Origin of the sequence: Virgibacillus sp. LDC1, from assembly GCF_025792345.1 — a bacterium.
Classification (GTDB): Bacteria; Bacillota; Bacilli; order Paenibacillales; family Paenibacillaceae; genus Paenibacillus_AQ; species Paenibacillus_AQ lautus.
In genome coordinates this window covers 4,016,122-4,041,579 of sequence record NZ_JAOXLZ010000001.1, presented here as the reverse complement: position 1 = coordinate 4,041,579, position 25,458 = coordinate 4,016,122, and the positions used below count along the sequence as shown (strand labels likewise).

Genomic DNA, 25,458 nt, shown 5'->3' with positions numbered 1-25,458 from the left:
GGGATACCTTCAATTATTTAGGTGTGGTTCAGGTCGATTGGCCGTGTCAGGGAGAACCATTTTAGTTCTTCGGGCTCATGTCCTGCAATCGTCTTGCCCAGCAGATCCGCAGCGATCATGCTGTAAACGGTCCCGTTTCCGCCATACACCTCGATAAAGTAGCTGTGCGGATATTGCGGGTGTCTGCCGATCAGCGGGATGCCGTCTTTGGTTGTGGCAAACAGGCCGGCCCAACTGCAGGCGATATTCAAATCCGCCATATGGGGGAACAGCTGATGAATTTCATTTAGCAGTCTCCGGCCTCTTGGTTCAGCGTATTCCTCTGGTTTGCCTGAAGGAGGAAGCGGCTCATCCAGCCCTCCGGCTATGATTCGCTGATCCGGCGTTGTCCGGAAATAGAGATAAGGGCGATTTGTTTCCCATATGAATGCCCGCTCATACCATGAAGACAGATCGGATACAGGCTCCGTCAGGATGGCATAGGTGTTGATCAGCTCCGCTTGATAATCAGGCTTCCATTCTTGGGTGCTATACCCAGTGGCCCAGATCACGTTTTTGGCCAGAACGCTTCCTTGATCGGTTAAAACGGTGACATCGCTATCGGTATGCCGTGTTTCCTTCACTTCGCTATTTTCATAAATTCGCAGCCCATGCTCGCTGGCGTCTTGGAGAAGATTATGACCGAAACGGTAGGGATCGACTTCGGCATCGCCGCGGGTATAGATGGCCGCTTCTTTTGAGAACGGGAAGTTAGCCTTCACCTGCTCACGGCTCCAGTACTCCACATCGAAGCCCTTGCGTTTGAGCAGGTCATACTCATGCCGAAGCATGCCGACATCTTGGGGGTTACTGGCATAGTAGAGGCTGCTTCGCGGGATCAGGCCGGAATCCCTGGACAGATGATTTGCGATTTCGGTGAGCCGACGTACAGCATTTCTGCACATCATGTAGAAGGAGGAGCCCCGTTGTTCACCAAATTGTTGGATCAGATCAGATAGGGGGCAGTCGCTAGAGAATTGCAACAGCCCCGAATTGGCGGATGTGCTGCCTTCGCATACGCGTTTTTTGTCCAGCAGGATCGTGTCCACGCCTTGCTTGCTCAGCACATAGGCCATCAGCGCGCCGCTAATACCGCCGCCGACAATTAGCACATCACAGCTGAGCTGTTCTGATAGACCGGGGTATTTTTTTACAGGTTCACTGTTTAAATATTTCCAGGGCGTTGTTCCGCCGGTCAGTAACATGGTCCCTCACCCCCTCATTGTCGCTTTGTTATTAGTTTGGACGTTCCTTTCGTATTTAATGACATCTCACGACATAGATTTTTATATAGGTGGCATACTAGCTCCTGTGCAACTTAAATGGAAAGGGGAACAAGTACAAAGATGACACCTAATCAGCAATTACAGCCTCTAACCTCAAAAGAACTGGACTATATTGCGGATTGCATCTCCAACGAGACCATGCTGGCCAAGCATTGCGCCGCGACGGCAGCTGCCAGTCAGAATCCTGCTATCCAGCAGGCGCTGCTGGGATTCGTAAAACGCCATGAACAGCATCTGGACATGTTGGTGAACTCTCTGCAGAGTCACAGCAATATTGCGCCGACGCAGCCTCAATAAGAGGAGATTTATAGACTTTCGAAGTTAAATTGTTAAGGAGGAACGACTTATGGTAACCCCTAATGGATCTTCATACCTGCCCGAAGAGGACATGCTTAGCCCTATTTTGGGAGAACTGAAACGGTCTGTTCGAGAGTATACGACAGCCACGACGGAAGCCTCTTGCCCTGACGTGCGTCAAATGTTTACGGATTTGACTGCAGATACACTGAGGCTGCAAGGTGAGTTTTTTAATATGATGAAGCAGCAGAACATGTATACCGCGCCTCGGCACGCATTGAAATACGACGTGGACAAGCAGTATAAGCAAGCGCAGCAGTCCCTGCAAAAAACTCAGGAAACCATTCATCAAAAAACTTCCAGCATGGGCGCGTTCGCGCATCATCCGAATGTAGCGCCGCATGCCACCAATGTAGCTCCTTCCTCTAATAATGTAACCCAATGATCCCTTGGTTAACTCAAACGATAAGCCGATGACCCCCGCAGCCGTTGCTGCAGGCATGCATCGGTATTTTTTTTTGCACATCCCGTGTAAGTTATTGTAATATAAGTATTAATCTCTGTTCCGAAATATCATGCATGAAGAATGGTTATTCGGAATAAGTGCTGGAGGATACGTATATGGAAGAGCTTAGCGAATTGAAACTGAAGGTGCTTGATCTGCTGAAGGAAGATGCGAGAAGATCGCCGGCTCTACTCTCTACTCTACTCGGTGTAGATGAGGAAGAAGTAAAGACCTCCATTGCGGAGCTTGAACGAGATCACGTGATTGTCAAGTATGCGACCGTTGTCAACTGGGGCAAGGTGGAAGACGAGAAGGTTACGGCGCTGATCGAGGTTCAAATTACACCTGAGCGCGGAAGAGGCTTTGAAGGAATTGCGGAACGGATCTATTTATTCCCGCAGGTGAAGTCGGTCTATCTTATGTCTGGCGCCTACGACTTGCTGGTTGAAGTGGAAGGTGGAAGCTTGCGTGAGGTGGCCAACTTTGTTTCGGAGAAACTGTCACCTATCGATTCTGTATTATCGACCAAAACGAATTTTATTTTAAAAAAATATAAACAAGACGGGATTATTTTTGAAGAACGTCAAGAAGACAATCGTCTCCTGATCTCGCCGTAAAGGAAGCGTGTGCTATGATTGTGAACGAACAGCAGCTTGCAGAAAATAACAGGAAATCGATGAGCTCCTATTTGGCGCCTAGGGTCAGGGACATTCAACCCTCCGGAATCCGGAAATTTTTTGATCTCGTCAGTGGAAATAAGGATATTATCACACTTGGTGTCGGTGAGCCTGATTTCGTAACGCCGTGGCATGTACGAGAAGCCTGCGTGTATTCATTGGAGCGCGGGTTTACAGGATATACGTCCAATGCCGGTATGCCGGAACTGCGGGAGGCGATCGCGGAATATTTGAACGACAGTTTCCACGTGACCTATAATCCTGCCAATGAAATAATCGTAACCGTAGGCGGCAGTGAAGCGATTGATCTGGCGCTGCGTGCCTTGATTGTTCCCGGAGATGAAATTCTGATTCCCGAGCCGTGTTACATTTCCTACTCGCCGATTGCTTCAATCGGTGGTGGGGTGCCCGTTGGTATTGAAACGACGGCAGAGCATCATTTCAAACTGACGGCCGAGGCGCTCGAAGCGCAAATCACCCCTAAATCGAAGATTCTGATCCTGTGCTATCCAAGCAATCCGACAGGAGCCATCATGACCTATGAGGATTGGCTGCCCATTGCAGAAGTGGTAGAAAAACACGATCTGATTGTGATCTCCGATGAAATCTATGCTGAGCTCACATATGAAGGCAAGCATGTCAGCTTTGCCTCGATGCCAGGCATGATGGACCGCACCATACTGGTGAGCGGCTTCTCGAAGGCGTTTGCTATGACCGGTTGGCGTATGGGGTATGTGTGCGCTCATGCCGATCTGATCGGCGCCATGCTGAAAATACACCAGTATACAGTCATGTGTGCACCCGCAATGGGGCAAGTCGCAGCACTTGAAGCATTGCGTAACGGCATGGGGGAAAAGGATCGAATGGTTGAATCCTATAACCAGCGGCGCAGGCTCGTGGTTCAAGGGCTTCGGGAGATCGGTTTGGATTGCCACGAACCTCAGGGAGCGTTCTACGCCTTCCCGAGCATCAAGGGAACAGGACTCGGCTCGGATGAATTTGCCCAGCGCTTGCTGACCGAGGCAAAAGTGGCTGCAGTACCAGGCACCGCATTCGGGCTTGGCGGGGAAGGATTCATCCGCTGCTCTTATGCTACATCCATTGCCCAACTGAATGAGGCCTTGGAGAGAATGGGCAATTTTGTGGAAAAAATAAAGTAGGCAAGGAAATCGTTGAACTTTTTCCTTGAATTAACAAAAAAATCACTTTCCATTGGCAAAATATATGTTATAATTTTATTTTGGGGGCAGAATTTTACTTTCCAAGGAGGGATCACCAGTGTTTTGTGATTATGAATTGTCAAACTACCGTGGTGACTATACGGCTGAAGACAATAATCACGGTAAATGGTCAATTAAATCAGCCAAATCCACTCCTCAGGAAATTACCTTGGAAGACGAAATTCATATGCTTCGCCGGAAGATGGAACAAATTTTTTTGGAAGAGCAGTCCTTCACATCGGAGATTGTTATCGAGATCAGCAGTTTGCTGGATTTGAAGATCAACGAATATATGAAGGCCCATCCCAAAAAGAAACTATAAAATACGACATGATTGAATAATACAAGGCTGCTCCTGAGGTTAGATGCCTCACGGATCAGCCTTGTTTGCGTTTAAAACAATCCCCTGGTGCAAAACTCGTCCCGGAATCATGATCAGCATGGGGCTTATTCTGCCGTAGAGGGACCGTTATTGGAAATTATGCTATAGTTGAGCATAATAAGAAAAACGTCTATCGCCGTACTTTCTCAGAAGACAGACCGCGGTTAAAGGAAGTTTTTCTTGCGATTATAGAATTGCTCAGCTTCGCTGAAACTATAAATTCTATAATCTTAAGAAATATGGTGTGTTCGTTCAATATGGATCGGACTTTGAAATGGAGGAAGATGTGATGAAGGTATATACGAGAACGGGAGATGCGGGGGAAACTTCAATTATTGGCGGTCGTGTGCCCAAGGATGATCCGCGCATCGAGGCGTATGGCACGATCGATGAATTAAACAGCTTTGTCGGTCAAGCCGTATTTTTGGCCAAGGAAGCCGACTTTGAGGAGCTGCATCTTCAGCTCGTTCGAATCCAGCATGAACTGTTCGATTGCGGCTCGGATCTGGCCTATGCGAGACCTCGTGAGGATAAACTCAAGGTAAGCGCTGATCTTGTGGATAATCTGGAGGCATGGCTGGATGCATTCGAGGAGAAAAACCCTCCGCTTGAGCGTTTTATCCTGCCAGGCGGAAGCGCGTTGTCCTCCATGCTTCATGTATGTCGGACCGTATGCCGCCGCGCCGAGCGGTTGACCGTTTCGCTGCAGCGAACCACGGAAATCAATCCGGAGGTTCGCCGCTATCTGAACCGATTGTCCGACTATTTCTTTGTGACTGCGCGGGCAGCCAATGTGCACGCCGGGATTCCGGATGTCGAATATGAGCGAAGTGGAAAGGTGTTTCGGTAATTCATGAATTTGTATTATCCTCCAATTAGCTATGTCGTGTCACCGCAAGAAGACGGCATGCAGCTTAAGACTATTTTACAAAAACGAATGGGGGTATCCCGTAAGCTGCTCTCGCGCCTCAAGTTGACCGAGCAGGGCATCATGCTGAACGGGACCCGTGTATACATTAGCGTTAAAGTGCATGCGGGAGATCTGATCGAAATCCGGATGGAGCAGGAACGGTCAGACGATATGCTGCCCCAGCCGATGAAACTTCATATTCTGTACGAGGATGAGCATCTGCTTGTTCTGAACAAGCCGGCAGGGATCATCGTGCATCCGACGCACGGTCATTATACGGACACACTGGCGAACGGCGTTGTTCACTATTGGCAGGAGAAGGGCTGGAATTACCGGTTCAGAGCGGTTCACAGGCTGGATCAGGAAACCTCCGGCGTGCTGGTGGTGGCGAAGAATCCGTATATTCACCAGCATGTTTCCGAACAAATGATAGCCGGCACGGTTGACAAGAGGTATGTAGCATTTGTTCATGGCAAGCCTGCTGTGCCGTCAGGCGATATTGACGGTCCGATTGATCGGGATCCGTTAGAGCCCCACCGTCGCATCGTAACTCCGGATGGATATCCTTCATTGACACGGTATCAGGTATGCGAAACCTATCCTTCCGCATCCTTGGTTGAGTTGAAGCTGGAAACGGGCCGGACCCATCAAATTCGGGTGCATATGCTTAGCATCGGCTGTCCATTGATTGGAGATCAGATGTATAGGCACCCGGTTTACAGCGATCGGGAGTCGCCATCAGATGGGACGGAAGCTGCTTCCTATGAGAACGAGGGACCGGCAGAGCCGGAAGCCGCATCCATCATGAGGCTGGACCGGTGCATGGGCAGGCAGGCGCTGCATGCGGCAAGCCTGACGCTGATGCACCCGATTGAGGGGACCCCGATGGTATTTACCGCTCCGCTCCCTGAGGATATGAACTTTCTGAGAAACCTGCTTGCGGAAGAGGCGACCTAATTTTCAAAACAACATGAGAAGGAGAACGTATCGAATGAGCAAACTGAAAGTATATCAATACCCGAAATGCGGGACATGCCGTAACGCGGTGAAATGGCTGCAGAACGAAGGGCATGAGCTGGAACTTCAAAATATTTTTGAGCAACCGCCAAAGAAGGATGAATTAGCCGACCTTATCGCCAAGAGCGGCCTGGAGCTGAAGAAGTTTTTCAATACGAGCGGCGAGGTCTACAAGGAAATGAACCTGAAAGACAAGCTGCCTGGACTCTCCGACGAGGAGAAAATCGAACTGTTGTCGTCCAACGGAAGATTGATTAAGCGTCCGATCGTGACGGACGGCAGTAAAGTGACCGTCGGCTTCAAGGCGGAACAATATCAGGATTCATGGCAGAAGTAGAATGGCTGTTTTTAGCCGGAGACAAGGACAGGCCCAATAAAGGCCGGTTAAAAGAGCTGATGGAACCCGATTGTTGAAGGGCAACGATCCGGCATTGACGCATTCTCCTGCTGGTAAAGGTAGAGCATCCCAAGGTCCTTGGACCGCCGGGATGCTCTTTTGTTTTAAGAGATAAGAACGTATAAACATCCGAGGCTTAGCATCCTTATCTCGCAAGAAAAACTTCAGCTAAATGCGGTCTGTCTACTGAGAAAGTACGTCGATAGACGTTTTTCTTATGAACAGCCAATGATAGGAAATTCAAAGAAATGCCTTGTGACTAGCCCAAGTCTATATAGGGATATGGTATAATGACAAGGTATATTTAAGGTTATATCAGAGAAGTTAAAGTTAGGAGCGATCATGACTGTGATACCCAATCAACAACCATCCTTAATGCTTGTAGACGGGATGGCTTTATTATTTCGTGCTTACTATGCGACCGCGTCAAGCGGCTATATCCGTCGAACCAAAGCGGGTGTGCCGACCAACGCGATTTACGGCTTCCTGCGGTATATGTGGGATGCTATCGATAAATTTCAGCCTACCCATGTGGCGTGCTGCTGGGATATGGGCTCAAAAACATTTCGTACAGAGCAATTTGCCTCGTATAAAGGGAATCGTCCGGAAGCGCCGGATGATTTGGTTCCGCAGTTTTCGTTGGTGCGTGATGTGACGGAATGCCTGGGAATTCCGAATCTGGGCGTCGTGGGCTATGAGGCTGATGATTGCATCGGTACGCTGGCCAGACGGTATGGGGATAGCATGAATGTCATGATCCTGTCGGGGGACCACGATCTGCTTCAGCTCGTGAACGATTCGACTTCCGTCATTATTATGAAAAAGGGACACGGCAATTATATGCATTATACCCCGGAAACGTTGTATGCCGAAAAAGGACTTTCCCCAAGGCAGGTGATCGATGTGAAAGGCCTGATGGGAGATACGAGCGATAATTATCCGGGCGTACGCGGGATTGGTGAGAAAACGGCGGTCAAGCTGATTCAGGAGTATGAATCCGTGGAAGGCATTCTTGCGAATCTTGATTCGCTGACCAAAGGGGTCCGCACCAAGATCGAGGCGGATCTGGAAATGCTGCATCTGTCCCGGGCTTTGGCTGAAATCCATTGCGAGGTTCCCATGGAGTGCGAATTGGATCTATGCCGCCTGAGCGTGGATCACGAACGGGCATTAACCAAACTGGAGGAGCTCGAGATGAAGAGCCTCGGCCATCTTTTTGGGGTGGCGGTGGTTTCCTAGTCATGTGGAGACCGTTTAATTTCGGAAGAACATCAATCTTGACCGGGTTGCTGCTTGGGGCCATGCTGCTTCTAATATCCGCATGTGCATCCAACCAGACTCCTTCAACCGATACCACTAAGCAGCCCTCAGGGGCTGAGAAGAAGGTGGAAGTGATTGTTTCGGCAGCAGCAAGCCTAAAATCCAGCCTGGAAGAGACCGGACGACGATTTGAAGCAGAGTTTCCGAATGTTACGCTGCGGTATAATTTCGGCGGTTCGGGCTCTCTTGGACAACAGCTCGAGCAAGGGGCGCCTGTAGATTTGTTTGTATCCGCGGCAACGGAGCCGATGGATCGACTGGTCGAGAAGGGGGTTGTACAATCCGATGCGGTTCAGTTGATGTTTCGGAATGCGTTGGTGCTGATTGAGCCTGTTGGCAAACAGAACGTGAAGCAGTTATCGGATCTGCTCAAACCTGAAGTACGCGTTCTGGCTATCGGGCAGCCGGATACGGTACCGGCCGGGGAGTATGCGAAGGATGCTCTTCAGAATGAAGGCCTTTGGGATGATGTCGAATCCAAGGCGGTGTATGCCAAGGACGTGACGCAAGTTCTCGCTTATGTGGAGTCGGGGAATGCGGATGCCGGTTTTGTGTATAAAACCGATCTGAAGAGTTCGACCAAGGCAAAACTTGCGCTTGAGGTCGACCCGGACAAGCACCAACCGATTGAATATCCTGCAGCGGTTCCGGGCAATGCCAAGCATCCGCAGGAGGCTGAGGCGCTCCTTGAATTTATGCGGAAGCCCGAGATCAGGGATATCTTCACGGAGGCTGGATTTGAGGTAGCGGAGGCGTCGCCGTGACCACGACCGAAATGTTCTGGATGCCGGTATGGCTGTCGATAAAAACATCACTGCTGTCCAGCATCATTGCCTTTATACTGGGATCAGCGGCGGCACGCTGGATGTCCCGGCGCGCGTTTGTCGGCAAAACGGCCGTCGAAACGCTGCTGATGCTTCCGCTTGTGCTTCCGCCTACGGTGGTCGGCTTTCTTCTGCTTGTCATGCTGGGCAGAAACAGCTGGATAGGTTCAGCTGCCGAATGGCTGTTTGCCAGGCCCATCATTTTCAGTTGGGGGGCCGCGGTCATAGCGGCTATAGTGGTCTCGTTTCCGCTTGTGTATCAGAGCATGCGGGTGGGCTTTGAGTCCGTGGACCCGGAGCTTGAGGATTCGGCGCGATCGGCCGGGGCCGGTGAATGGCAGGTGCTTCGCTGGATTACGCTGCCGCTGGTCCGCAGGGCAGGCGTATCGGCGTTCATTCTGGCTTTTGCCAGAGGCTTGGGCGAGTTTGGGGCAACCTGGATGGTTGCAGGCAATATACCGGGCGTCACGCAAACGCTGCCCACGGCGATTTACGTTGCGGTTAGCAATGGCGAAAGCGGGCTGGCATGGGCGTGGACGGCGGTCATTATTTTGTTCTCATGGCTGTTACTCGCCGCGTCAGGAACGGGCAGAAGCAGAGAAAGCGGCAGGTAGACTTGACGGGAGCACAATGTTTACATATGCTTCGAATAGAGCTTGTTAGCAACCAAATAGAGAACAAGGCACAGCACATCGTGGAGAGGATGGAAGAAGCATGAGTTTACTTGGAGCAATTGAAGCAGGAGGAACCAAGTTCGTTTGCGGCGTGGGTATGGAGGATGGAACGGTTGTGGAGCGAGTGAGCTTCCCGACAACAACCCCGGAAGAAACCATGGCAAACGTCTTTAACTTTTTTGCTGATAAGGATATAGAGTCGATCGGAGTCGGTTCTTTCGGACCGATTGATCCGGTGAAGGGCAGCCCGACTTATGGCTGCATTACAACGACACCGAAGCCGCATTGGAGCAATTACAATATTGTCAAAGCATTGGAAGAGCGTTTTCATGTTCCGATTGGATTTGATACCGATGTAAACGGAGCAGCTCTTGGAGAATATACATGGGGCGCTGCCCAGGGACTGGAAAGCTGTCTGTATATCACCATCGGAACGGGAGTAGGAGCTGGCGCCGTGGTAGCTGGTGAATTGATCCACGGCTTGTCTCATCCGGAGATGGGGCATATTTATGTGCGCCGCCATCCGGAAGACCGGTATGAAGGGACCTGTCCATATCACGCCGACTGTCTGGAGGGGCTTGCAGCCGGTCCGTCCCTTGGCAAACGTTGGGGAGTTCCCGGCGTGGAATTGACGCCGGATCATCCGGCTTGGGAGATGGAAGCTTATTATCTGGCTCAAGCGCTGATGAATTATGTCCTCATTCTGTCCCCTCAACGTATTGTGATGGGCGGAGGCGTTATGAAGCAGGAGCAGCTGTTCCCGCTGATCCGCACGAAGCTTCAGGAGCTGCTGGCCGGATATGTTCAGCATCCAAGCCTTCATGACGGGATCGATCAATTCATCGTTCCGCCGATGCTCGGCGATAATGCGGGGCTCTGCGGCGCATTGGCGTTGGCCAAGCTGGCAGTAGATGAGGCCAAGAGCGTTCAGGCTTAACCTTATTTCTTAATTTCTTATATAGAGTGAGCCAAAATTGGTTTGATTTTATTACAGATTATAGGTATTATGGTTTCAACAGTATAACGTATGGAACGGGAAGCACCTTTCTTTGTCGCTGCGGCGGAGGAGAGGTGCTTTTTTGCGTTGTATCATCGTTGTGCTGAATGCTTAAACGGGAGGTATTTGAGGGATGCAAATTGTGTTCATGAATCAGATGAGCGGAGCGGATGAGTCAGGTCATCTCCGTTCTGCTCAAGTATGGATCGGTGAGGAAGAGGGGGGATGGCAGCTCGGTTGGCGGAATATGGAACCGGACGGTGAAGTATCCGACGAGGAGTGGTATGAAGGGAATTCATGGAATGAGTTATTATGCGTGTACCGACATCAATTAGCGAAGAAGCTTGGAGAGGGCTTCCGGCCGCTTGTTGAGGGGGTATTCCATGCACCCGGAGAGACGGGAGGCAAGAATCTTGGTGTGCAGAAGCTGCAGTGCTACAGTGAGCTGTATGGCTCGGAGGAGCTGTACGCGGAGCTGTGTGCCTGGCGCAGGAGAAAGGCGGCCTCCGGAAGAAAAGCCCCTTACTTCATTGCCAGCAATCGGGTGCTGCGCATGATTAGCGCCTTCATCCCCCAGAATGAGGAAGAGCTGCTGCAGCTTCCGGGAATCGGGGTCAGCAAGGCCTCGGAGCATGGGGCGGAGTGGCTGGAGATCACGACGAAAATCGAGCGAACCACAACCTTTCCATTGGATTGGGTTTATAAGCAGCTGCAGGAAGAAGTGTTCTTGTCCTGGCTGTATAAACAGAAGGAGCAGCGCTACAAGCAAGAGCTGGACCGCTTCCGAATCCGTCGTACGATGCTGCTTGGCATAGCAGAGGGAGCTTCGCTGACCCAGCTGGAAGAGCGCACCGCGTTATCTCGCCGGGATTTGGTTGAGGAATTGGAGGGGCTCGAGAAGGAAGGTTATGACACGGAGCAGCTGCTGGAGGTAGAATTGAATACGATGACGGCTTCAGAGCAGGCGACGGTATGGAAGGCTTTTGAAGAGCTGGGCGATACGTTTCTTAAACCGGTATTACAACGGGTATATGGAGAAGGACAAGCCCGGAATGGAGAGGTAGAAGAGATTGGCGGAACGGAGAAGCTGTATGAGCGGCTGCGCCTGATACGGATTCGCTTCCGGCGGGAAGAGCCTGGCAAAGCGAACGCAGGCTAATCCGCACGAACGAAATCAGGACGGATTTCCTTGGGCAAGGAAATCCGTCCTGATTCTCTCTGTGGTGCTGTGGTATTTCATATCCAGTCCTTTTTGCGGAACAGATAAAACATGAGGGCACCGGCAGAAATCATGATGCCTATAACTACATAATATGAATATTTCCAGTGAAGCTCAGGCATATTGTCAAAGTTCATGCCGTAGATGCCCGTAATCAGCGTCAGTGGAATAAAGATCGTTGTAATGGCGGTAAACACACGCATGATTTCATTGGCCCGATTGGCGATACTGGATTGGTAAGCCTCTCGAAGGTTCCCCATAAGATCCCGGTAGGTCTCGAAGGTTTCGGAAATTTTCACGGCATTTTCATAGATATCGCTGAAATATTTCTGCAGCTGGTCATCGATCAGCCGGAGATCTTTTTTGTTAAGTGTATTGATAACTTCCTTCTGCGGACCAAGCACCTTTTTCAACCAAAGAATTTCGCTTCGCAGACCGATAATCTCGCTTAAGTGTGTTTTTTTGGTATGCATCAGGATGTCTTCCTCCAGCTTTTCAATCCGCGCCTCGATGCGGTCCCCAACGGAGAAATAGTTGTCCGTGACAAGGTCGATCAAGAGGTAAAGGAAGCGGTCAGGCGTGCTGACTTCGTCCTCCCATAGAAGCGGCTTAACGGTGCGAAGCTCGTGGATCTTTTGCTTGGTTACCGTAATAATAAAATGTCTACCCAGGAAAACATTCAATGCCCGAAGGAAAATCTCTTCGTCGTCAAACCGGATGCTGTTCACGACGATAAAATAGTGGTTCTCGTAAATTTCAATTTTGGGACGCTGCTCCTCTTCGCTGAGGCAGTCCTCAACCGCAAGATCATGCAGGGAGAAGAGGGGCTGCAGTTCGGCTAAATCATCCACGTCCGCATCCAGCCAGTAGAAGCCGCTGGCCGGAGGCGTCAGCGTCATTTCGATGTCATCAATAGGGGTAAATACGCCCGAATCGACCAACCGGATTTTCATCTGATATCACTCCTTTGTCAAATACAAACTGCTTGGTTCAGCAGTAAAGGCACAGGATATCAGCCCACCGGTATACAGGCATGATTCAAGGAAGGTTAGAATACGATAAAAGCGCATGAAAAATAACGCCGCCCTCTGCCGGTAAGCTGATCTTAATCCTATGCGGTTGTGCGTCTTGTGCATCCAGTTTCTGGCTCGGGTCACCGTCCATCTTCCATGTCACCTCTTTCATACTCGGTTTTAAACAGCACTTGTCTAGTATAACGCCGGGTGTAGGACCTTTCAAGTTGAAAATCCGGTGCAATCAAGGGCCATTTGTACAGGGTATGGAAACCTTCGGTGAAGTGTGACGGACTTATGAAAAGGTTCTTGACGAAAAATTGGGAATGATTTAAAGTAAGTATCAATTACGAACCATTTAAGACAACTGAATAAAGCGAAATCTTATCAAGAGCAGGTGGAGGGACTAGCCCTATGAAACCCGGCAACCGGCGGCAACATCGCACGGTGCTAATTCTTGCAGGAGATACGACGCTTCTTCGAAGCCGTTGTATAGTCTGACAGATGAGAGAGGCGCATTGTGATACGTATATGATGACCTTTCTCTACTTCGAGAAAGGTTTTCTTGCGTTTATACAGTCTAACGCTCTTTCTCACAGCTTTTTATGGATGTATCATTTCATATTTCGAAGGAGTGAGCCACAATGCCAATTAAAATTCCGGATGCCTTGCCGGCAAAGGAAGTTCTGGCTGGAGAAAACATTTTTGTCATGGATGAGAGTCATGCATTTCATCAGGATATCCGCCCATTGCGGATTGCTATTCTGAACTTGATGCCAACCAAGGAAACGACGGAGACCCAGCTGCTGCGATTGATCGGTAACTCCCCGCTCCAGGTGGATGTTGTTCTTCTTCATCCGAGTTCCCACGTTTCGAAGAATACGTCGGCTGAGCATCTGAAATCATTTTACAAAACCTTTGAAGAAGTGAAGAACCGTCGTTTTGACGGCATGATTATTACAGGAGCTCCAGTCGAGCAGTTGGAGTTTGAAGAAGTGAATTACTGGGATGAGCTTACTGAAATTTTTGAATGGACCAAGACGCATGTGACCTCCACGCTCCATATCTGCTGGGCATCGCAGGCCGGGCTTTATTATCATTACGGCGTGCCGAAATACAGCCTCGAGGAAAAATGCTTTGGCGTATTTCCACATACGATCAATGAAGCATGTACCAAGCTGCTTCGCGGCTTTGACGAAATGTTCTTTGTTCCGCATTCCCGTCATACGGAAGTTCGGCGCGAAGACATTACAGGTGTTGACGATTTGGTCATCCTGTCCGAGTCCGAGGAAGCAGGCATTTATTTGGTATCCAGCCGCGATGGAAAGCAGATTTTTGCCACAGGGCATTCCGAATATGATGCGGACTCTCTGAAATGGGAGTATGACCGGGACGTTGCCAAAGGAATGGATATCGCGCTGCCGCGCAACTATTACCCGAATGATGATCCAACAAGGACGCCTCCGTCCATCTGGCGCGCGCATGCAAACTTATTATTTACTAATTGGCTCAATTACTATGTATATCAGGAAACGCCGTACGATATTGGTCCGCAAATATAGCAGTATACGGGAGGAGAGTATGTGATGGAGAAGAAACCTTTGAATATAGAGAGCCGGCTGGCACAGATCGGGTCGGTGCAAGAACCGGTAACCGGAGCCGTGAATTTTCCGATTTATCAGGCTACGGCGTACCGCCATCCCAAATTAGGCCAGAGCACGGGGTTTGATTATGCCCGTACGAAAAATCCGACCCGGTCGGTATTGGAGGATGCCTGCGCCGAGCTGGAATCCGGTGATGCCGGCTTTGCTTGCAGCTCGGGCATGGCTGCCCTTCAGACGATTTTTGCTTTGTTCGGCCAAGGGGATCATCTGATTGTATCGCTGGATCTGTATGGTGGGACGTATAGGCTGCTGGAGCGGATTATGTCCAAGTTCGGCGTAACGGCTACGTACGTGGATACAAATGACCTGGATGCCCTGGAAGGGTCAAGACAGCCCAACACGAAGGCTGTCTTTGTCGAAACGCCGACCAATCCACTTATGATGATTACAGATATCGAAGCCGTCTGTACGTGGGCAAGGCGCCATCAACTGATCAGCATCGTCGATAATACGCTTTTGACTCCATATTTCCAAAGACCCATCGAGCTTGGGGCGGATATCGTCATACATAGCGCCACCAAGTATTTGGGAGGACATAACGATGTGCTGGCGGGTATCATCGTAACGAAGGGCAAGGAATTATCGGAGGAGATGGCTTTCCTTCATAACTCCATCGGCGCGGTGTTAAGCCCGACCGATTCCTATCAGCTGATGAGAGGCATGAAGACGCTTGCGCTGCGCATGGATCGGCACGAAACGAATGCCACCGCAGTGGCGACCTTTTTGACAACTCACCCAGCGATCGGCGAGGTATATTACCCTGCCCTGTCGGATCATCCGGGACATGACATACAGAACCGTCAATCCAGCGGCAACACCGGCATCTTCTCCTTCAAGGTGAAGGACGCCCGCTATGTGGAGCCCGTGCTGCGGCACATTAAGCTGATTGCGTTCGCCGAAAGCCTCGGGGGCGTCGAGTCCCTGATGACATACCCAGCCGTCCAGACCCATGCGGACATCCCGCTTGAGATTCGGGATGCGATCGGTGTGGATGACCGCTTGCTCCGGTTCTCGGTCGGCATCGAGCATGCGGATGACCTGATCGCGGATTTGGATGCTGCGCTGGGCGCAGCTATGGCTGAAGTGGAAGGGAGCACGGGAGAATGAGCATCGATAAAGGCCCATCAGGCTTGGAAACGCAATCCAAGCAGTTATCAACAAAACGGGAGCGCGAGGAAGAACTCCGTTTCGAGACGAAATTATTGCATTTCGGCGGGGAAATCGACCGGGCAACCGGCGCCTCAAGCGTTCCGATCTATCAAGCCTCTACGTTTCATCATGAAGATATCTTTAACCCGCCCCAACATGATTACAGCCGTTCCGGCAATCCGACGAGGCAGGCGCTGGAAGATTATATCGCCCTCTTGGAAGGAGGCGTACGCGGTTTCGCTTATGCTTCCGGTATGGCCGCGATCTCCAGCTCGTTCATGCTGCTCTCCGCGGGCGATCATATGATCGTGACGGAGGACGTGTACGGCGGGACCTACCGCCTGCTGACCAGCATTCTATGCCGTATGGGCATCGAGAGCACCTTTGTAGACATGACCGATCTGGATCAGGTGAAGGCGGCCCTCAAACCGAATACGAAAGCTGTCTATATGGAGACTCCTTCGAACCCGACCCTAAAAATTACTGACATTGGTGCCGTGACGGATTGGGCGAAGGAGCAAGGCCTGCTTACCCTGCTGGATAATACGTTCATGACGCCGTTTTACCAGCGTCCGATTGAATTCGGCGTGGATATCGTCATCCACAGCGCGACCAAATTCCTTGGCGGGCACAGCGATGTGCTGGCAGGTCTCGCGGTAGCCAGAACCCAGGAGCTTGGAGACCAATTGAAGCAGCTGCAAAATGGTTTGGGCACGGTGCTTGGGGTTCAGGATTCCTGGCTCCTTATGCGCGGCATGAAGACACTCAGCACACGAATGGCCCACTCCGAGCAAAGTGCAGCCAAGCTGGCGGCCTGGCTGCAAGGGAGAAGCGATATTGAGCGAGTGTACTACCCTGGCCTCTTGAATCATCCGGGACGTGAAGTCCATGAGAAGCAATCGAGCGGTTATGGTGCGGTCATCTCCTTTGACGTCGGCTCAGGCGAGCGCGCCAAGCAGGTGCTGAACCATGTGAAGCTGCCGCTGGTAGCGGTCAGCCTGGGAGCTGTGGAGAGCATCTTGTCGTATCCGGCGATGATGTCGCATGCAGCGATGGGCGAGAAGGTTCGGCAAGAACGCGGCATTACGGATGGTTTGCTCCGTTTCTCGGTTGGACTCGAGGATGTGGACGATCTGATTGCTGACCTGGATCGGGCTTTTGCTGCCAGTTACTAAAGATTTGCATGGAAGCAAGGACTTCATTTAAAGATATGCCAAATCATAGAATTCGGCATCCTGTCACGGACGGGATGTCGTTTTTAATGCCGGATTGTGGTAGGATGAGATAGAAAAAGTTTTACTGGTGATTTGTTATTTTGCTCTAAGTAGGGAGGCTGCAAGAATGAGTGCGGTAAACCGTATATTGGATAAAGCTTTACGCGGTGAGCGTCTAAACCTGGAAGATACCGTGACGCTTTTTGAAAGTGACGAGATTGAGAAAATTGGTCATGCGGCGGATGTGATGACAAAGCGCCTGCATCCGGATCCTATCACAACATTTGTTATCGGCCGGAATATCAATTACACGAACATATGTGATGTATTCTGCCGTTTCTGTGCTTTTTATCGCAGACCGGGCTCTTCCGAGGGCTATGTTCTGCCCGATGAGACGATTTTCCAGAAGATTCAGGAAACCGAGGATGTGAACGGTACTGAAATTCTGATGCAGGGCGGAGTCAATCCGGATTTGCCTTTCAATTATTATACGGACCTGCTTCGTAACATCAAGAAGCGGTTTCCCAACATTACGATGCATTCCTTCTCCCCGGCGGAAATTATGAAGATGGTGGAGATCTCCGGGCTTACGCTCGAAGAGGTAATGCGCGAGCTTCACAGCGCGGGTCTGGATTCGCTGCCTGGCGGCGGCGCAGAGATCTTGGATGATCGCATCCGTAAAAAAGTCAGCCGTTTGAAAGGCACATGGCGCCAGTGGATGGATGTCATGCAAACGGCTCATAAAGTCGGCATGAACACGACGGCAACCATGGTGATCGGTCTGGGCGAAACGATGGAAGAGCGTGCGCTCCACATGCTTCGCGTACGTGATGCGCAGGATGAATGCATTCAGAACGGTTATGATTCCAAAGGCTTCCTGGCCTTCATTCCATTTACGTTCCAGCCGGACAATACAAACCTTAAGCGTGAACGCGAAACGCCGGAGGCGTATTTGAAGACGGTAGCCATCGGTCGATTGGCGATCGATAACGTTCCGAATTTGCAGTCGTCCTGGGTAACGATGGGGCCAGAGATCGGCAAACTGTCACTCAGCTACGGCTGTAATGACTTTGGCAGCACGATGATGGAGGAGAACGTGGTTTCTTCCGCAGGAGCTGTGTATAAGGTCAATATTGAATCGATTATTCAATTGATCCGCGAGACCGGCAACATTCCGGCTCAACGCAATACCCGGTATGATATTTTGCGCGTGTTCGAAGATAACAGCACCGTTGAGCGCGACTTTGTCATGCAGAACTAATTTTATACTTCATGAAAAATCCGCAAAGCGGGCCGAGCAACTCGGTCCGCTTTTTTTATATTGGGATATTAGAAAGTATGGTTTTCATGGAACTTAAATCGATCGACATTTTTAGTATGCGCGCCATTTATTAGATATTCTTTCGGACTTGCTTGTTTTTCCAAGCAGGAGTTCCGTATATCCCCGAGCGGGTCCCCATATACTGAAAAGGGAACTCGAAAGGAGTGATTCCATGGAACTGTTCAGCATTTCTGTCGGTACACGGACGGAAGACGAGAAAAAGGCGTTTCACCGTATATTGTCAGACAAGCAGAAAGAGCTACATAAACAATGCAAGCAGCTGAAATTCACATTCAGCGCTTCGGATGACCGCGTGATTTGGACGTGCTCCGGCAAGCTTCCGCTGTCCTCATGGACCGCATCGGCCGACACGCTGCGCCGGCTCACTGCCGAAGCAGTCACTGCTTATATTATGGAAGAGAAGGAGCAGGAGATTGCTGCACGGTTAATGTTCTCGGAATTCGAGTTTGATGATGAGGAAGAAGCGGGGCGGATTCTGCAATGGTTTTTGATGCTCCTGCAAAAAGAGGAAGGCCCGTCCGCGGACTTCTGGCAGAGCCGCAGACGCAAGCTGTCCGAAGGCATATACCAATGCCTAAACGAAGCATCTGAGCTCAATCTGGATGGATATATGACCTTCCGGCTTCAGTCCTATGAACAGGAGCTCCGCGAGATGGCGGAGTATGCAGTGGATGAATTTATGCTCGATCAGCAGTACGAGGAGTTTGTCAGCCTGCTGAAATATTTTGTTTATTTTCAGGAGCCCAAAATGCCGCTGGTTCACGTCATTCATAAGGGGGAGGAAGATTTCCTGCTGCTGGATGGCAATCTTCGCCCGATTGAACGTCCTCGAGATGAAGGACTCGTTATGGAAAGGCTGGACCAGGATATGGAGATTGAAGATATGGTGGTCAGTACGCTGATTTCGGTATCTCCGGCCCGCATGATTATCCACACGAGGCAGCCTGAGCTTCCCGTCATCGTGACATTGGCCCACATCTTTGATAACCGCGCCGAAGTATGCTGCAGCTGTCCGGAATGCAGCGCGCTTCTCGGAAGCGGACGAATGATGACTTGACGCACCGAAGCGGTCAGGATTATAATTACTGATAAATTCACGTAAAAGCTCTGACAAAGACATGAATCAATCCGGATTTGACCGCTCAGAGAGAGGAAACCTCGGCTGCAATTTCCTCCGGTTCGCCATTGATTTACCCCTTTGTAGCTGTGTCGTCGAACCCGCACGTCATGATGAATGCGGATGAGTAGGCTTCACCGGTTCATGACCGTTACTCAATGCTGATGAAGGATCTTAATCGTTTATGTACCCAGTACATAAGGTGATGGAGAGATCGAATTAGGGTGGAACCACGGGTATAACACTCGTCCCTTCGCGGGACGGGTGTTTTTTGCATGTTCCGGTATCTTTCGTTGAAGTCCAGGCGGGCACCTCAGCCGTCCATACCTGTCTTCGCGGGGAGACTAACGCGTCCTTCATATATGGAAGAAACGTGAAATACTTTTTTGGGAGGAATACAAGGTGGCTATTAGCATTAAATTGCCTGACGGCTCCGTACGGGAGTATGAGGCGGGCAGCAGTATTGAGGATGTGGCTGCGTCAATCAGCAGCGGACTTAGAAAGAATGCGGTCGCGGGAAAAATGGACGGGATCGTCGTGGATCTCTCGACACCGCTTCAGGACGGAGCTTTGATCGAAATCGTAACGCAGGATACACCCGAAGGGCTTGAAGTGATGCGCCATAGTACAGCGCATTTGCTGGCTCAAGCAACCAAGCGTTTGTATGGAGCGAAAGAAGTAAAGCTGGGCGTGGGTCCGGTCATTGAGGACGGCTTCTATTATGACATGGATCTGGAGGAGCCTTTGAATCCGGAGGACCTGCAGAAGATCGAGAAGGAAATGGAACGCATTATCGGCGAGAATCTTCCGATTGTCCGCAAGGAAGTAAGCCGTGCGGAAGCGCTGCGCATCTTCGCCGAGCTCGGGGATCCGTACAAGCTGGAACTGATCAATGCTCTGCCTGAGGATAGCGTCATTACGATCTATGAGCAAGGTGAATTCTTTGATCTCTGTCGTGGACCGCACGTCCCTTCAACCGGAAAGATCAAAGTATTCAAGCTAATGAATGTGGCAGGCGCATACTGGCGCGGCGACAGTAAGAACAAAATGCTTCAGCGCGTTTACGGTACGGCGTTCGTGAAAAAAGCGCAGCTTGATGAGCATCTTCATCTGCTTGAGGAAGCCAAGAAGCGCGATCATCGTAAGCTGGGCAAGGAATTGCAAATGTTTACGTTCTCTCAGCTTGTTGGACAAGGCCTGCCGATCTGGCTGCCAAACGGCGCGAAATTGCGCCGTACCCTGGAGCGTTATATCGTGGACATGGAGGAGCGCCTCGGTTACCAGCACGTGTACACGCCTGTCCTCGGAAACGTGGAGCTGTACAAAACTTCAGGTCACTGGGAGCACTATCAGGAAGATATGTTCCCAAAAATGGAGATGGACAACGAGGAGCTTGTTCTTCGTCCGATGAACTGTCCTCACCATATGATGGTATATAAGAGCGATATGCACAGCTACCGGGATCTGCCGATCCGTATTGCTGAGCTTGGCATGCAGCATCGCTATGAAATGTCCGGTGCACTGACCGGCTTGCATCGCGTGCGCGCGATGACGTTGAACGACTCGCATATTTTCTGCCGACCGGATCAGATCAAGGAAGAGTTTGCGCGGGTCATTCAGCTGATCATGACCGTCTACAAGGACTTTGGCATCCATGACTACCGCTTCCGCCTTTCTTACCGGGATCCGCAGGATACCGAGAAGTACTTCCAGAATGATGAAATGTGGGAAATGTCCCAGCGCATGCTGCGCGAAGTCGTCGAGAGCCTGGACATGCCGTTCTATGAGGCCGAAGGCGAAGCTGCCTTCTACGGACCGAAGCTCGACGTCCAGATCCGTACGGCTCTAGGCAAGGAAGAGACGCTGTCAACCGTTCAGCTCGACTTCCTGCTGCCTGAGCGCTTTGAGCTGGAATATGTCGGCGACGATGGCCAGAAGCATCGTCCGGTCGTTATCCACCGCGGTATTCTGGGCACCATGGAACGCTTCACCGCGTTCTTGCTTGAGAATTTTGCAGGTGCGGTTCCGCTGTGGCTGTCACCGGTGCAGGTTAAAGTCATTCCGGTTTCCAATGCCTTTGAAGACTATGCCAAGGAAGTGGCCGAGAAGCTTCAATTCGCCGGTATCTCCGTAGAGCCGGATCTTCGCAACGAGAAGCTGGGCTACAAGATTCGGGAAGCACAGCTCGAGAAGATTCCTTACATGTTTATCGTAGGCGAGAACGAGAAAAATGCGGGCGCCGTTTCCGTCCGCAAACGCGGCGAAGGGGACATCGGTGCCCAGCCGCTGGACGAGATTATCCTCAAGCTTCGTGAAGAAATTAACACCCACGTCGTTTAAGTTTGGCTTTAAGTGCATGTTCAAAAAGGTCGATTTTCAGCACCGAGAAGGTTGGATGAAGCTAGGGAGTGAGGAGCGGAGCGTACGATTTGGGTACGTGAGCACCGGAAGGCCCGGCTGAATTCAAGATTCGATGCCGAGCTGCTTCCTGATTCGCTTCGTGATCAAAAGCGGACTTTTTGAACAACCTCTATAAGTAACGAGGGAGCATGCAAACCTCTGTCATCACGTATATTCTATTTGGGAAGTGGGAACCCTCGCTAGTAAGGGGGAGGTACTCACATGATCCAATGGAAAAAATGGCAGAGGTTTTTTGCTGGTTTTATTTTATCAGCCGTCTTGTTTAGTGCAGGTTCTTCAATAGTAGAAGCCCACAATCTGATTCTAAGCGAATCCTATGGTTCGACGGACTTCAGAAATGTATATGATCCGGCCGGGGAAATTCAAGGCTCCGATTACGTGGAAATGTCTCGCTTCTATGCGCTTCGTGTAGTAGGTTTTAGCGATATGAATAGATACTTGGAAGTTCCGGATACAGGGCCAAAGGCCAGCCAGCCGGGCAAGAAACGGGAATCCATGCCTGTGCTTGCGCCCAGGGAGGACCAGGTGCTGCATACGGTGAAGGTAACCGCTACGGGGTATACGGCAGGTTATGAATCGACCGGGAAGAAGCCGGGACATCCTCAATATGGAATCACCTACTCCGGGGTGAAGGTTAAACGGGATCGAAATACGCTATCTACGATTGCCGCGGATCCGGATGTATTTCCGCTTGGCAGTATTCTCTATATACCGGGTTATGGTTATGGAATCGTAGCGGATATCGGATCAGCGATCAAAGGGCAAAAAATCGATCTTTATTTCTCCACAACCAAACAAGTGTTTAAGGAGTGGGGGAAGAAGGACGTCGAGGTACAGGTCATTAAAACCGGAAGCGGCAAATGCACGGAGGAAATGCTGAGAACCCTGGATACCGCGATCGAAACCTATCGTTTCCTGCCTTCATCCGTTCTGGAGGAAGCCATTTAGGGTGATTATGGCGCATAGAGTGGCAGTAAACATTTAAGAATAATGCCTCCCTGTTCATCACATACTACTTTTCGGGGGCCAAACCCCTGAAGAGGATGATGGTATTGCATATGAACAGGGAGGTGAATACTGTGGCTAAAAAGAACAAAGTACAAGAAAACTTTAAAACACCGAATGAAAAGTTTAACGCTGAGTTTGCTGAAGATACCAGCATAGCCAGCAACCCAAAAGGGAATTCCAAAGTTCAAGAGAACTTCAAAACACCGAATGAAAAGTTTAATGCTGAGTTTGCTGAAGATACCAGCATCGCCAGCAATCCAAAAGGGAATTCGAAAGTTCAGGAGAACTACAAAAAGCCGAACGAGAAGTTTGATGCTGAGTTTGGCGAACTGAACACACCAGGGGACCATTCCGCTAACCGTTAAGGTTTAGATGTCAGCGTCCGTTCGTGAAATAAGACCTCCGCTATAGCGGGGGTCTTTTATTTTGATACTTTTTCCCATTTTTATCCATGGACTCAGTCTCAAGACTGAGATCAACTTCATTCCACCGCCGCTAACCGGTTCATTGCAATATGTTGTACACTGTAGTTAAGAAAAAATAGAACTGGAAGGCAAGGGGATGACCATGAGTAGAAAAGGATGGAGCCAGCTTAGCAACGGATTGCTGCTCATCGGTATTGGTGTGGTATTTCTTCTAAATCAGCTCGATATGATACATGTGGATCTTGGTTATATATTCTCGACCTTTTGGCCGGTGTTTATCATCTGGTTCGGGCTGCAAAGCTTAATTTATGCCCGTGGAGGAGCACTATGGGGCTCCGTTGTGCCGATCATTATCGGATCGTACTTTCTTGGCAGAAATCTGGATTTGATTGACTTCTCATTCGGCGATCTGATCAAGTACGCGATTCCGATTATCCTGATTGGGTTTGGATTGCAGGTTATTTTCAAACCGAAGGATCATACGCCACCGCCATCGCCGCCAAGTCCGGATGACTTCAGCTCGCATCGGCGCGACGATTACAATATCCCGGAGCCGCCTGAAGCGCGTCCGCTAGAATCCTCCCTAGACGAAGAATTCGAGCGAAGATTCGGCAAGCCAGACAAGGCTGACAAGGCTTATGAAGAGCCGGAGTTCGAATCAAGGGACTCGCACGATTCAAGCAAAGGGTACCGCTGGCAAGGACAGCAGCATGAACGCCCGCGCCAGGAACGACCGGACCGCAGCAAGTTCAGAGTTCATGTGGATTTTGACGATAACGGCAGAAGCTACGGCGACGGATCGGAATATAAGGATGAACAGCACGGGCACCATCATCATCATCAATCTTGGCATAGCCATGATGCGGTGAACAAGTCCTCTTTTATCGGGGACGTGCATATGGGAAAAGATTATTTTCAGCTCAAGCCGACAAATATCTCGCAGTTCATCGGTGATACGGTGCTGGATCTGACCAAAGCCCAAATCCCTTACGGCGAAACGAAAATCAACATCTCGGCGTTTATCGGGGATGTCAAAGTATTCGTTCCGAATGATTCGGATGTCGGCATTCATGTCACAACCAACTCCTTCATTGGCGATATGAAGGTGCTGGAGGAAAGCCGCAGCGGCTTTATGAGTAATGCCGGTCTGGAAAGTCCGCATTACAGGGAAGCGGGTAAGAAAATTCGAATCACCGTTAGCGTATTTATCGGTGATGTCAAAGTGAATAGGGTAGGATAACCGTTATGATGGGGATATTGAAAAATACCAAATGGGTGATACTGTTTTACTTTCTGTTGATTGGAGCCGGGGTTGCTGTTTTCCTGTATACAGCAAACCAATCCGGCTACATACATATTGAAGATAACCGGCTGTGGGTGTATTACACGGTCGGTGTACTTCTGTTTACGGGAATTGCGGGATACATCGCGGGTCAGCGCATCCAGCGACCGCTGGACCTGCTCCATCTGAACATGCTGCAGGTTGCCAAAGGAAATCTGAACGTACGGCTGCCGGCCATGGAAGACGGTTCTTTTGCCAGAGTATACGATGAGTTTAACGGAATGACAGAAGCGTTGGAGAAGAAGATGAAGCTGCTGCAGCGCCTGGGTGAGCAGGATGTCATTGAGAAAGAGATTGCCGCGGAAGCGGCAGTGCTTGAGGAACGACGCCGGATGGCAAGGGATCTGCATGATACGGTCAGTCAGCAGCTGTTCGCGATTCATATGTCGGCTTCATCGCTTCCGGCGGTTCTGAAGCGAAACCCGGAGCAGGGCGATAAAGTGCTCGGCCAGTTGATTGAGATGTCTCACGTGGCTCAGAAGCAGATGCGGGCGCTGATTGCACAGCTTCGGCCTGTTGAACTGGAAGGAAGAACCCTAGAGGAGGCACTCGAACGGTGGTTCCCGGATTACTGCCGCCAAAATGGCCTGAAGGGCATGAAGGATGTCGAACTCTACGGCGGGGTATCGGATGCGATTGAGCATCAGCTGTTCCTGATTATACAGGAAGCAGTAGCTAATATTGTGAAACATGCCGGTGCAGGCCTTGTCAGCATGTCGCTTCGTGAGGATCAGAAACGCGTGATTTTAAGCATCAGCGACGACGGGGTTGGGTTTGACGAGGTGGCGGGCAAGCAGGGTTCATACGGGCTGTCCACGATGCGTGAGCGGGCCGAAAAGCTTGGTGGACAGGTCGATATTATAAGCAAAAAGGGCGCAGGGACGACCGTTCGCGTGAATATTCCGTTGTTTGAGGCCGAGGGCAATCAGGGACCGGCTGCGGAAGAGGGCAAGGATGAGGAAGTGCTGGCTGAGCCAGTGGAATAGAGAGGGGACAACA

The 25,458-nt window shown here is 50.5% G+C and carries 25 protein-coding genes and 1 riboswitch; of the genes, 23 read left to right on the top strand and 2 right to left on the bottom strand.

The window, feature by feature from the left end:
* Positions 1–17 precede the first annotated feature (17 nt).
* Complete coding sequence (locus tag OHJ21_RS18210; RefSeq protein ID WP_486020779.1) at positions 18–1,244, bottom strand: NAD(P)/FAD-dependent oxidoreductase; 1,227 nt, start codon at positions 1,242–1,244, stop codon at positions 18–20.
* A gap of 141 nt (positions 1,245–1,385) precedes the next feature.
* On the opposite strand from OHJ21_RS18210, the gene OHJ21_RS18205 reads away from it, so the two are divergent.
* The 13 genes from OHJ21_RS18205 (at position 1,386) to OHJ21_RS18145 (ending at position 11,704) form a co-directional block, all read left to right on the top strand.
* The gene (locus tag OHJ21_RS18205) at positions 1,386–1,622 is read left to right on the top strand and encodes a hypothetical protein (protein ID WP_326117113.1); all 237 of its coding nucleotides are present in this window, start codon (positions 1,386–1,388) and stop codon (positions 1,620–1,622) included.
* Between the two features lie 49 nt (positions 1,623–1,671).
* A complete protein-coding gene (locus OHJ21_RS18200; RefSeq protein WP_486020777.1) occupies positions 1,672–2,067 on the top strand; it encodes a spore coat protein in 396 nt (131 codons plus the stop codon).
* A 176-nt stretch (positions 2,068–2,243) separates the two neighbouring features.
* Positions 2,244–2,744, top strand: a complete 501-nt coding sequence (locus OHJ21_RS18195; RefSeq protein ID WP_326114355.1) for an Lrp/AsnC family transcriptional regulator — start codon at positions 2,244–2,246, stop codon at positions 2,742–2,744.
* A 14-nt stretch (positions 2,745–2,758) separates the two neighbouring features.
* Entirely contained in the window at positions 2,759–3,964 is a 1,206-nt protein-coding gene (locus OHJ21_RS18190; RefSeq protein ID WP_326114356.1) for an aminotransferase class I/II-fold pyridoxal phosphate-dependent enzyme, read from the top strand.
* A gap of 118 nt (positions 3,965–4,082) precedes the next feature.
* Positions 4,083–4,346, top strand: coding sequence for an aspartyl-phosphate phosphatase Spo0E family protein (locus OHJ21_RS18185; protein ID WP_009590300.1), 264 nt, complete (start codon positions 4,083–4,085; stop codon positions 4,344–4,346).
* A 349-nt stretch (positions 4,347–4,695) separates the two neighbouring features.
* Positions 4,696–5,256, top strand: a complete 561-nt coding sequence (locus OHJ21_RS18180; RefSeq protein ID WP_100538952.1) for a cob(I)yrinic acid a,c-diamide adenosyltransferase — start codon at positions 4,696–4,698, stop codon at positions 5,254–5,256.
* 3 nt (positions 5,257–5,259) lie between these two features.
* Complete coding sequence (locus OHJ21_RS18175) at positions 5,260–6,273, top strand: RluA family pseudouridine synthase (RefSeq protein ID WP_100538951.1); 1,014 nt, start codon at positions 5,260–5,262, stop codon at positions 6,271–6,273.
* Positions 6,274–6,307: 34 nt separating this feature from the next.
* Complete coding sequence (locus OHJ21_RS18170; RefSeq protein ID WP_100538950.1) at positions 6,308–6,670, top strand: arsenate reductase family protein; 363 nt, start codon at positions 6,308–6,310, stop codon at positions 6,668–6,670.
* Positions 6,671–7,072: 402 nt separating this feature from the next.
* Positions 7,073–7,969 (top strand): 5'-3' exonuclease, encoded by an 897-nt coding sequence (locus tag OHJ21_RS18165; protein ID WP_181469742.1) that lies wholly within the window; start codon positions 7,073–7,075, stop codon positions 7,967–7,969.
* 38 nt (positions 7,970–8,007) lie between these two features.
* A complete protein-coding gene (gene modA, locus OHJ21_RS18160; protein ID WP_486020774.1) occupies positions 8,008–8,814 on the top strand; it encodes a molybdate ABC transporter substrate-binding protein in 807 nt (268 codons plus the stop codon).
* Entirely contained in the window at positions 8,811–9,488 is a 678-nt protein-coding gene (gene modB, locus OHJ21_RS18155) for a molybdate ABC transporter permease subunit (RefSeq protein WP_243390820.1), read from the top strand. Before modA ends, modB begins: the two co-directional genes overlap by 4 nt.
* 100 nt (positions 9,489–9,588) lie before the next feature.
* A complete protein-coding gene (locus OHJ21_RS18150) occupies positions 9,589–10,485 on the top strand; it encodes an ROK family protein (protein ID WP_326114359.1) in 897 nt (298 codons plus the stop codon).
* Between the two features lie 193 nt (positions 10,486–10,678).
* On the top strand, positions 10,679–11,704 hold the full coding sequence (locus tag OHJ21_RS18145; protein WP_486020772.1) for an HRDC domain-containing protein: 1,026 nt from the start codon (positions 10,679–10,681) through the stop codon (positions 11,702–11,704).
* 77 nt (positions 11,705–11,781) lie between these two features.
* On the opposite strand, the gene corA is transcribed toward OHJ21_RS18145, so the two are convergent.
* The gene (corA, locus tag OHJ21_RS18140; RefSeq protein WP_100538945.1) at positions 11,782–12,717 is read right to left on the bottom strand and encodes a magnesium/cobalt transporter CorA; all 936 of its coding nucleotides are present in this window, start codon (positions 12,715–12,717) and stop codon (positions 11,782–11,784) included.
* Positions 12,718–13,158: 441 nt separating this feature from the next.
* Positions 13,159–13,288: riboswitch (SAM riboswitch) on the top strand.
* A 133-nt stretch (positions 13,289–13,421) separates the two neighbouring features.
* Here corA and metA point away from each other — a divergent pair.
* The 10 genes from metA (at position 13,422) to OHJ21_RS18090 (ending at position 25,445) form a co-directional block, all read left to right on the top strand.
* The gene (metA, locus tag OHJ21_RS18135; RefSeq protein WP_015737127.1) at positions 13,422–14,339 is read left to right on the top strand and encodes a homoserine O-acetyltransferase MetA; all 918 of its coding nucleotides are present in this window, start codon (positions 13,422–13,424) and stop codon (positions 14,337–14,339) included.
* A gap of 24 nt (positions 14,340–14,363) precedes the next feature.
* Positions 14,364–15,548: a PLP-dependent transferase gene (locus OHJ21_RS18130; protein ID WP_326114361.1), complete on the top strand. Its 1,185-nt coding sequence runs from the start codon at positions 14,364–14,366 to the stop codon at positions 15,546–15,548.
* The gene (locus OHJ21_RS18125; protein WP_486020770.1) at positions 15,545–16,765 is read left to right on the top strand and encodes an aminotransferase class I/II-fold pyridoxal phosphate-dependent enzyme; all 1,221 of its coding nucleotides are present in this window, start codon (positions 15,545–15,547) and stop codon (positions 16,763–16,765) included. The genes OHJ21_RS18130 and OHJ21_RS18125 overlap by 4 nt, the downstream gene beginning before the upstream one ends.
* Before the next feature lie 166 nt (positions 16,766–16,931).
* Complete coding sequence (gene mqnC, locus OHJ21_RS18120) at positions 16,932–18,065, top strand: cyclic dehypoxanthinyl futalosine synthase (RefSeq protein ID WP_015737124.1); 1,134 nt, start codon at positions 16,932–16,934, stop codon at positions 18,063–18,065.
* A 232-nt stretch (positions 18,066–18,297) separates the two neighbouring features.
* Positions 18,298–19,203: a putative sporulation protein YtxC gene (locus OHJ21_RS18115; RefSeq protein ID WP_100538942.1), complete on the top strand. Its 906-nt coding sequence runs from the start codon at positions 18,298–18,300 to the stop codon at positions 19,201–19,203.
* Positions 19,204–19,665: 462 nt separating this feature from the next.
* Complete coding sequence (gene thrS / locus OHJ21_RS18110; protein WP_486020767.1) at positions 19,666–21,603, top strand: threonine--tRNA ligase; 1,938 nt, start codon at positions 19,666–19,668, stop codon at positions 21,601–21,603.
* Positions 21,604–21,885: 282 nt separating this feature from the next.
* Positions 21,886–22,632, top strand: coding sequence for a 3D domain-containing protein (locus OHJ21_RS18105; protein ID WP_100538940.1), 747 nt, complete (start codon positions 21,886–21,888; stop codon positions 22,630–22,632).
* Between the two features lie 131 nt (positions 22,633–22,763).
* On the top strand, positions 22,764–23,057 hold the full coding sequence (locus OHJ21_RS18100) for a hypothetical protein (protein WP_174819260.1): 294 nt from the start codon (positions 22,764–22,766) through the stop codon (positions 23,055–23,057).
* 196 nt (positions 23,058–23,253) lie between these two features.
* Positions 23,254–24,357, top strand: coding sequence for a cell wall-active antibiotics response protein LiaF (gene liaF, locus OHJ21_RS18095; RefSeq protein ID WP_486020766.1), 1,104 nt, complete (start codon positions 23,254–23,256; stop codon positions 24,355–24,357).
* A 5-nt stretch (positions 24,358–24,362) separates the two neighbouring features.
* A complete protein-coding gene (locus tag OHJ21_RS18090) occupies positions 24,363–25,445 on the top strand; it encodes a sensor histidine kinase (RefSeq protein ID WP_127594963.1) in 1,083 nt (360 codons plus the stop codon).
* Positions 25,446–25,458 lie beyond the last annotated feature (13 nt).

Bases quoted from the DNA above. Each gene is read 5' to 3' on its own strand.
- OHJ21_RS18210 (WP_486020779.1), bottom strand. From the start codon at position 1,244: ATGTTACTGACCGGCGGAACAACGCCCTGGAAATATTTAAACAGTGAA.
- OHJ21_RS18205 (WP_326117113.1), top strand. From the start codon at position 1,386: ATGACACCTAATCAGCAATTACAGCCTCTAACCTCAAAAGAACTGGAC.
- OHJ21_RS18200 (WP_486020777.1), top strand. From the start codon at position 1,672: ATGGTAACCCCTAATGGATCTTCATACCTGCCCGAAGAGGACATGCTT.
- OHJ21_RS18195 (WP_326114355.1), top strand. From the start codon at position 2,244: ATGGAAGAGCTTAGCGAATTGAAACTGAAGGTGCTTGATCTGCTGAAG.
- OHJ21_RS18190 (WP_326114356.1), top strand. From the start codon at position 2,759: ATGATTGTGAACGAACAGCAGCTTGCAGAAAATAACAGGAAATCGATG.
- OHJ21_RS18180 (WP_100538952.1), top strand. From the start codon at position 4,696: ATGAAGGTATATACGAGAACGGGAGATGCGGGGGAAACTTCAATTATT.
- OHJ21_RS18175 (WP_100538951.1), top strand. From the start codon at position 5,260: ATGAATTTGTATTATCCTCCAATTAGCTATGTCGTGTCACCGCAAGAA.
- OHJ21_RS18170 (WP_100538950.1), top strand. From the start codon at position 6,308: ATGAGCAAACTGAAAGTATATCAATACCCGAAATGCGGGACATGCCGT.
- OHJ21_RS18165 (WP_181469742.1), top strand. From the start codon at position 7,073: ATGACTGTGATACCCAATCAACAACCATCCTTAATGCTTGTAGACGGG.
- OHJ21_RS18150 (WP_326114359.1), top strand. From the start codon at position 9,589: ATGAGTTTACTTGGAGCAATTGAAGCAGGAGGAACCAAGTTCGTTTGC.
- OHJ21_RS18145 (WP_486020772.1), top strand. From the start codon at position 10,679: ATGCAAATTGTGTTCATGAATCAGATGAGCGGAGCGGATGAGTCAGGT.
- corA (WP_100538945.1), bottom strand. From the start codon at position 12,717: ATGAAAATCCGGTTGGTCGATTCGGGCGTATTTACCCCTATTGATGAC.
- metA (WP_015737127.1), top strand. From the start codon at position 13,422: ATGCCAATTAAAATTCCGGATGCCTTGCCGGCAAAGGAAGTTCTGGCT.
- OHJ21_RS18130 (WP_326114361.1), top strand. From the start codon at position 14,364: ATGGAGAAGAAACCTTTGAATATAGAGAGCCGGCTGGCACAGATCGGG.
- OHJ21_RS18125 (WP_486020770.1), top strand. From the start codon at position 15,545: ATGAGCATCGATAAAGGCCCATCAGGCTTGGAAACGCAATCCAAGCAG.
- mqnC (WP_015737124.1), top strand. From the start codon at position 16,932: ATGAGTGCGGTAAACCGTATATTGGATAAAGCTTTACGCGGTGAGCGT.
- OHJ21_RS18115 (WP_100538942.1), top strand. From the start codon at position 18,298: ATGGAACTGTTCAGCATTTCTGTCGGTACACGGACGGAAGACGAGAAA.
- OHJ21_RS18105 (WP_100538940.1), top strand. From the start codon at position 21,886: ATGATCCAATGGAAAAAATGGCAGAGGTTTTTTGCTGGTTTTATTTTA.
- liaF (WP_486020766.1), top strand. From the start codon at position 23,254: ATGACCATGAGTAGAAAAGGATGGAGCCAGCTTAGCAACGGATTGCTG.
- OHJ21_RS18090 (WP_127594963.1), top strand. From the start codon at position 24,363: ATGATGGGGATATTGAAAAATACCAAATGGGTGATACTGTTTTACTTT.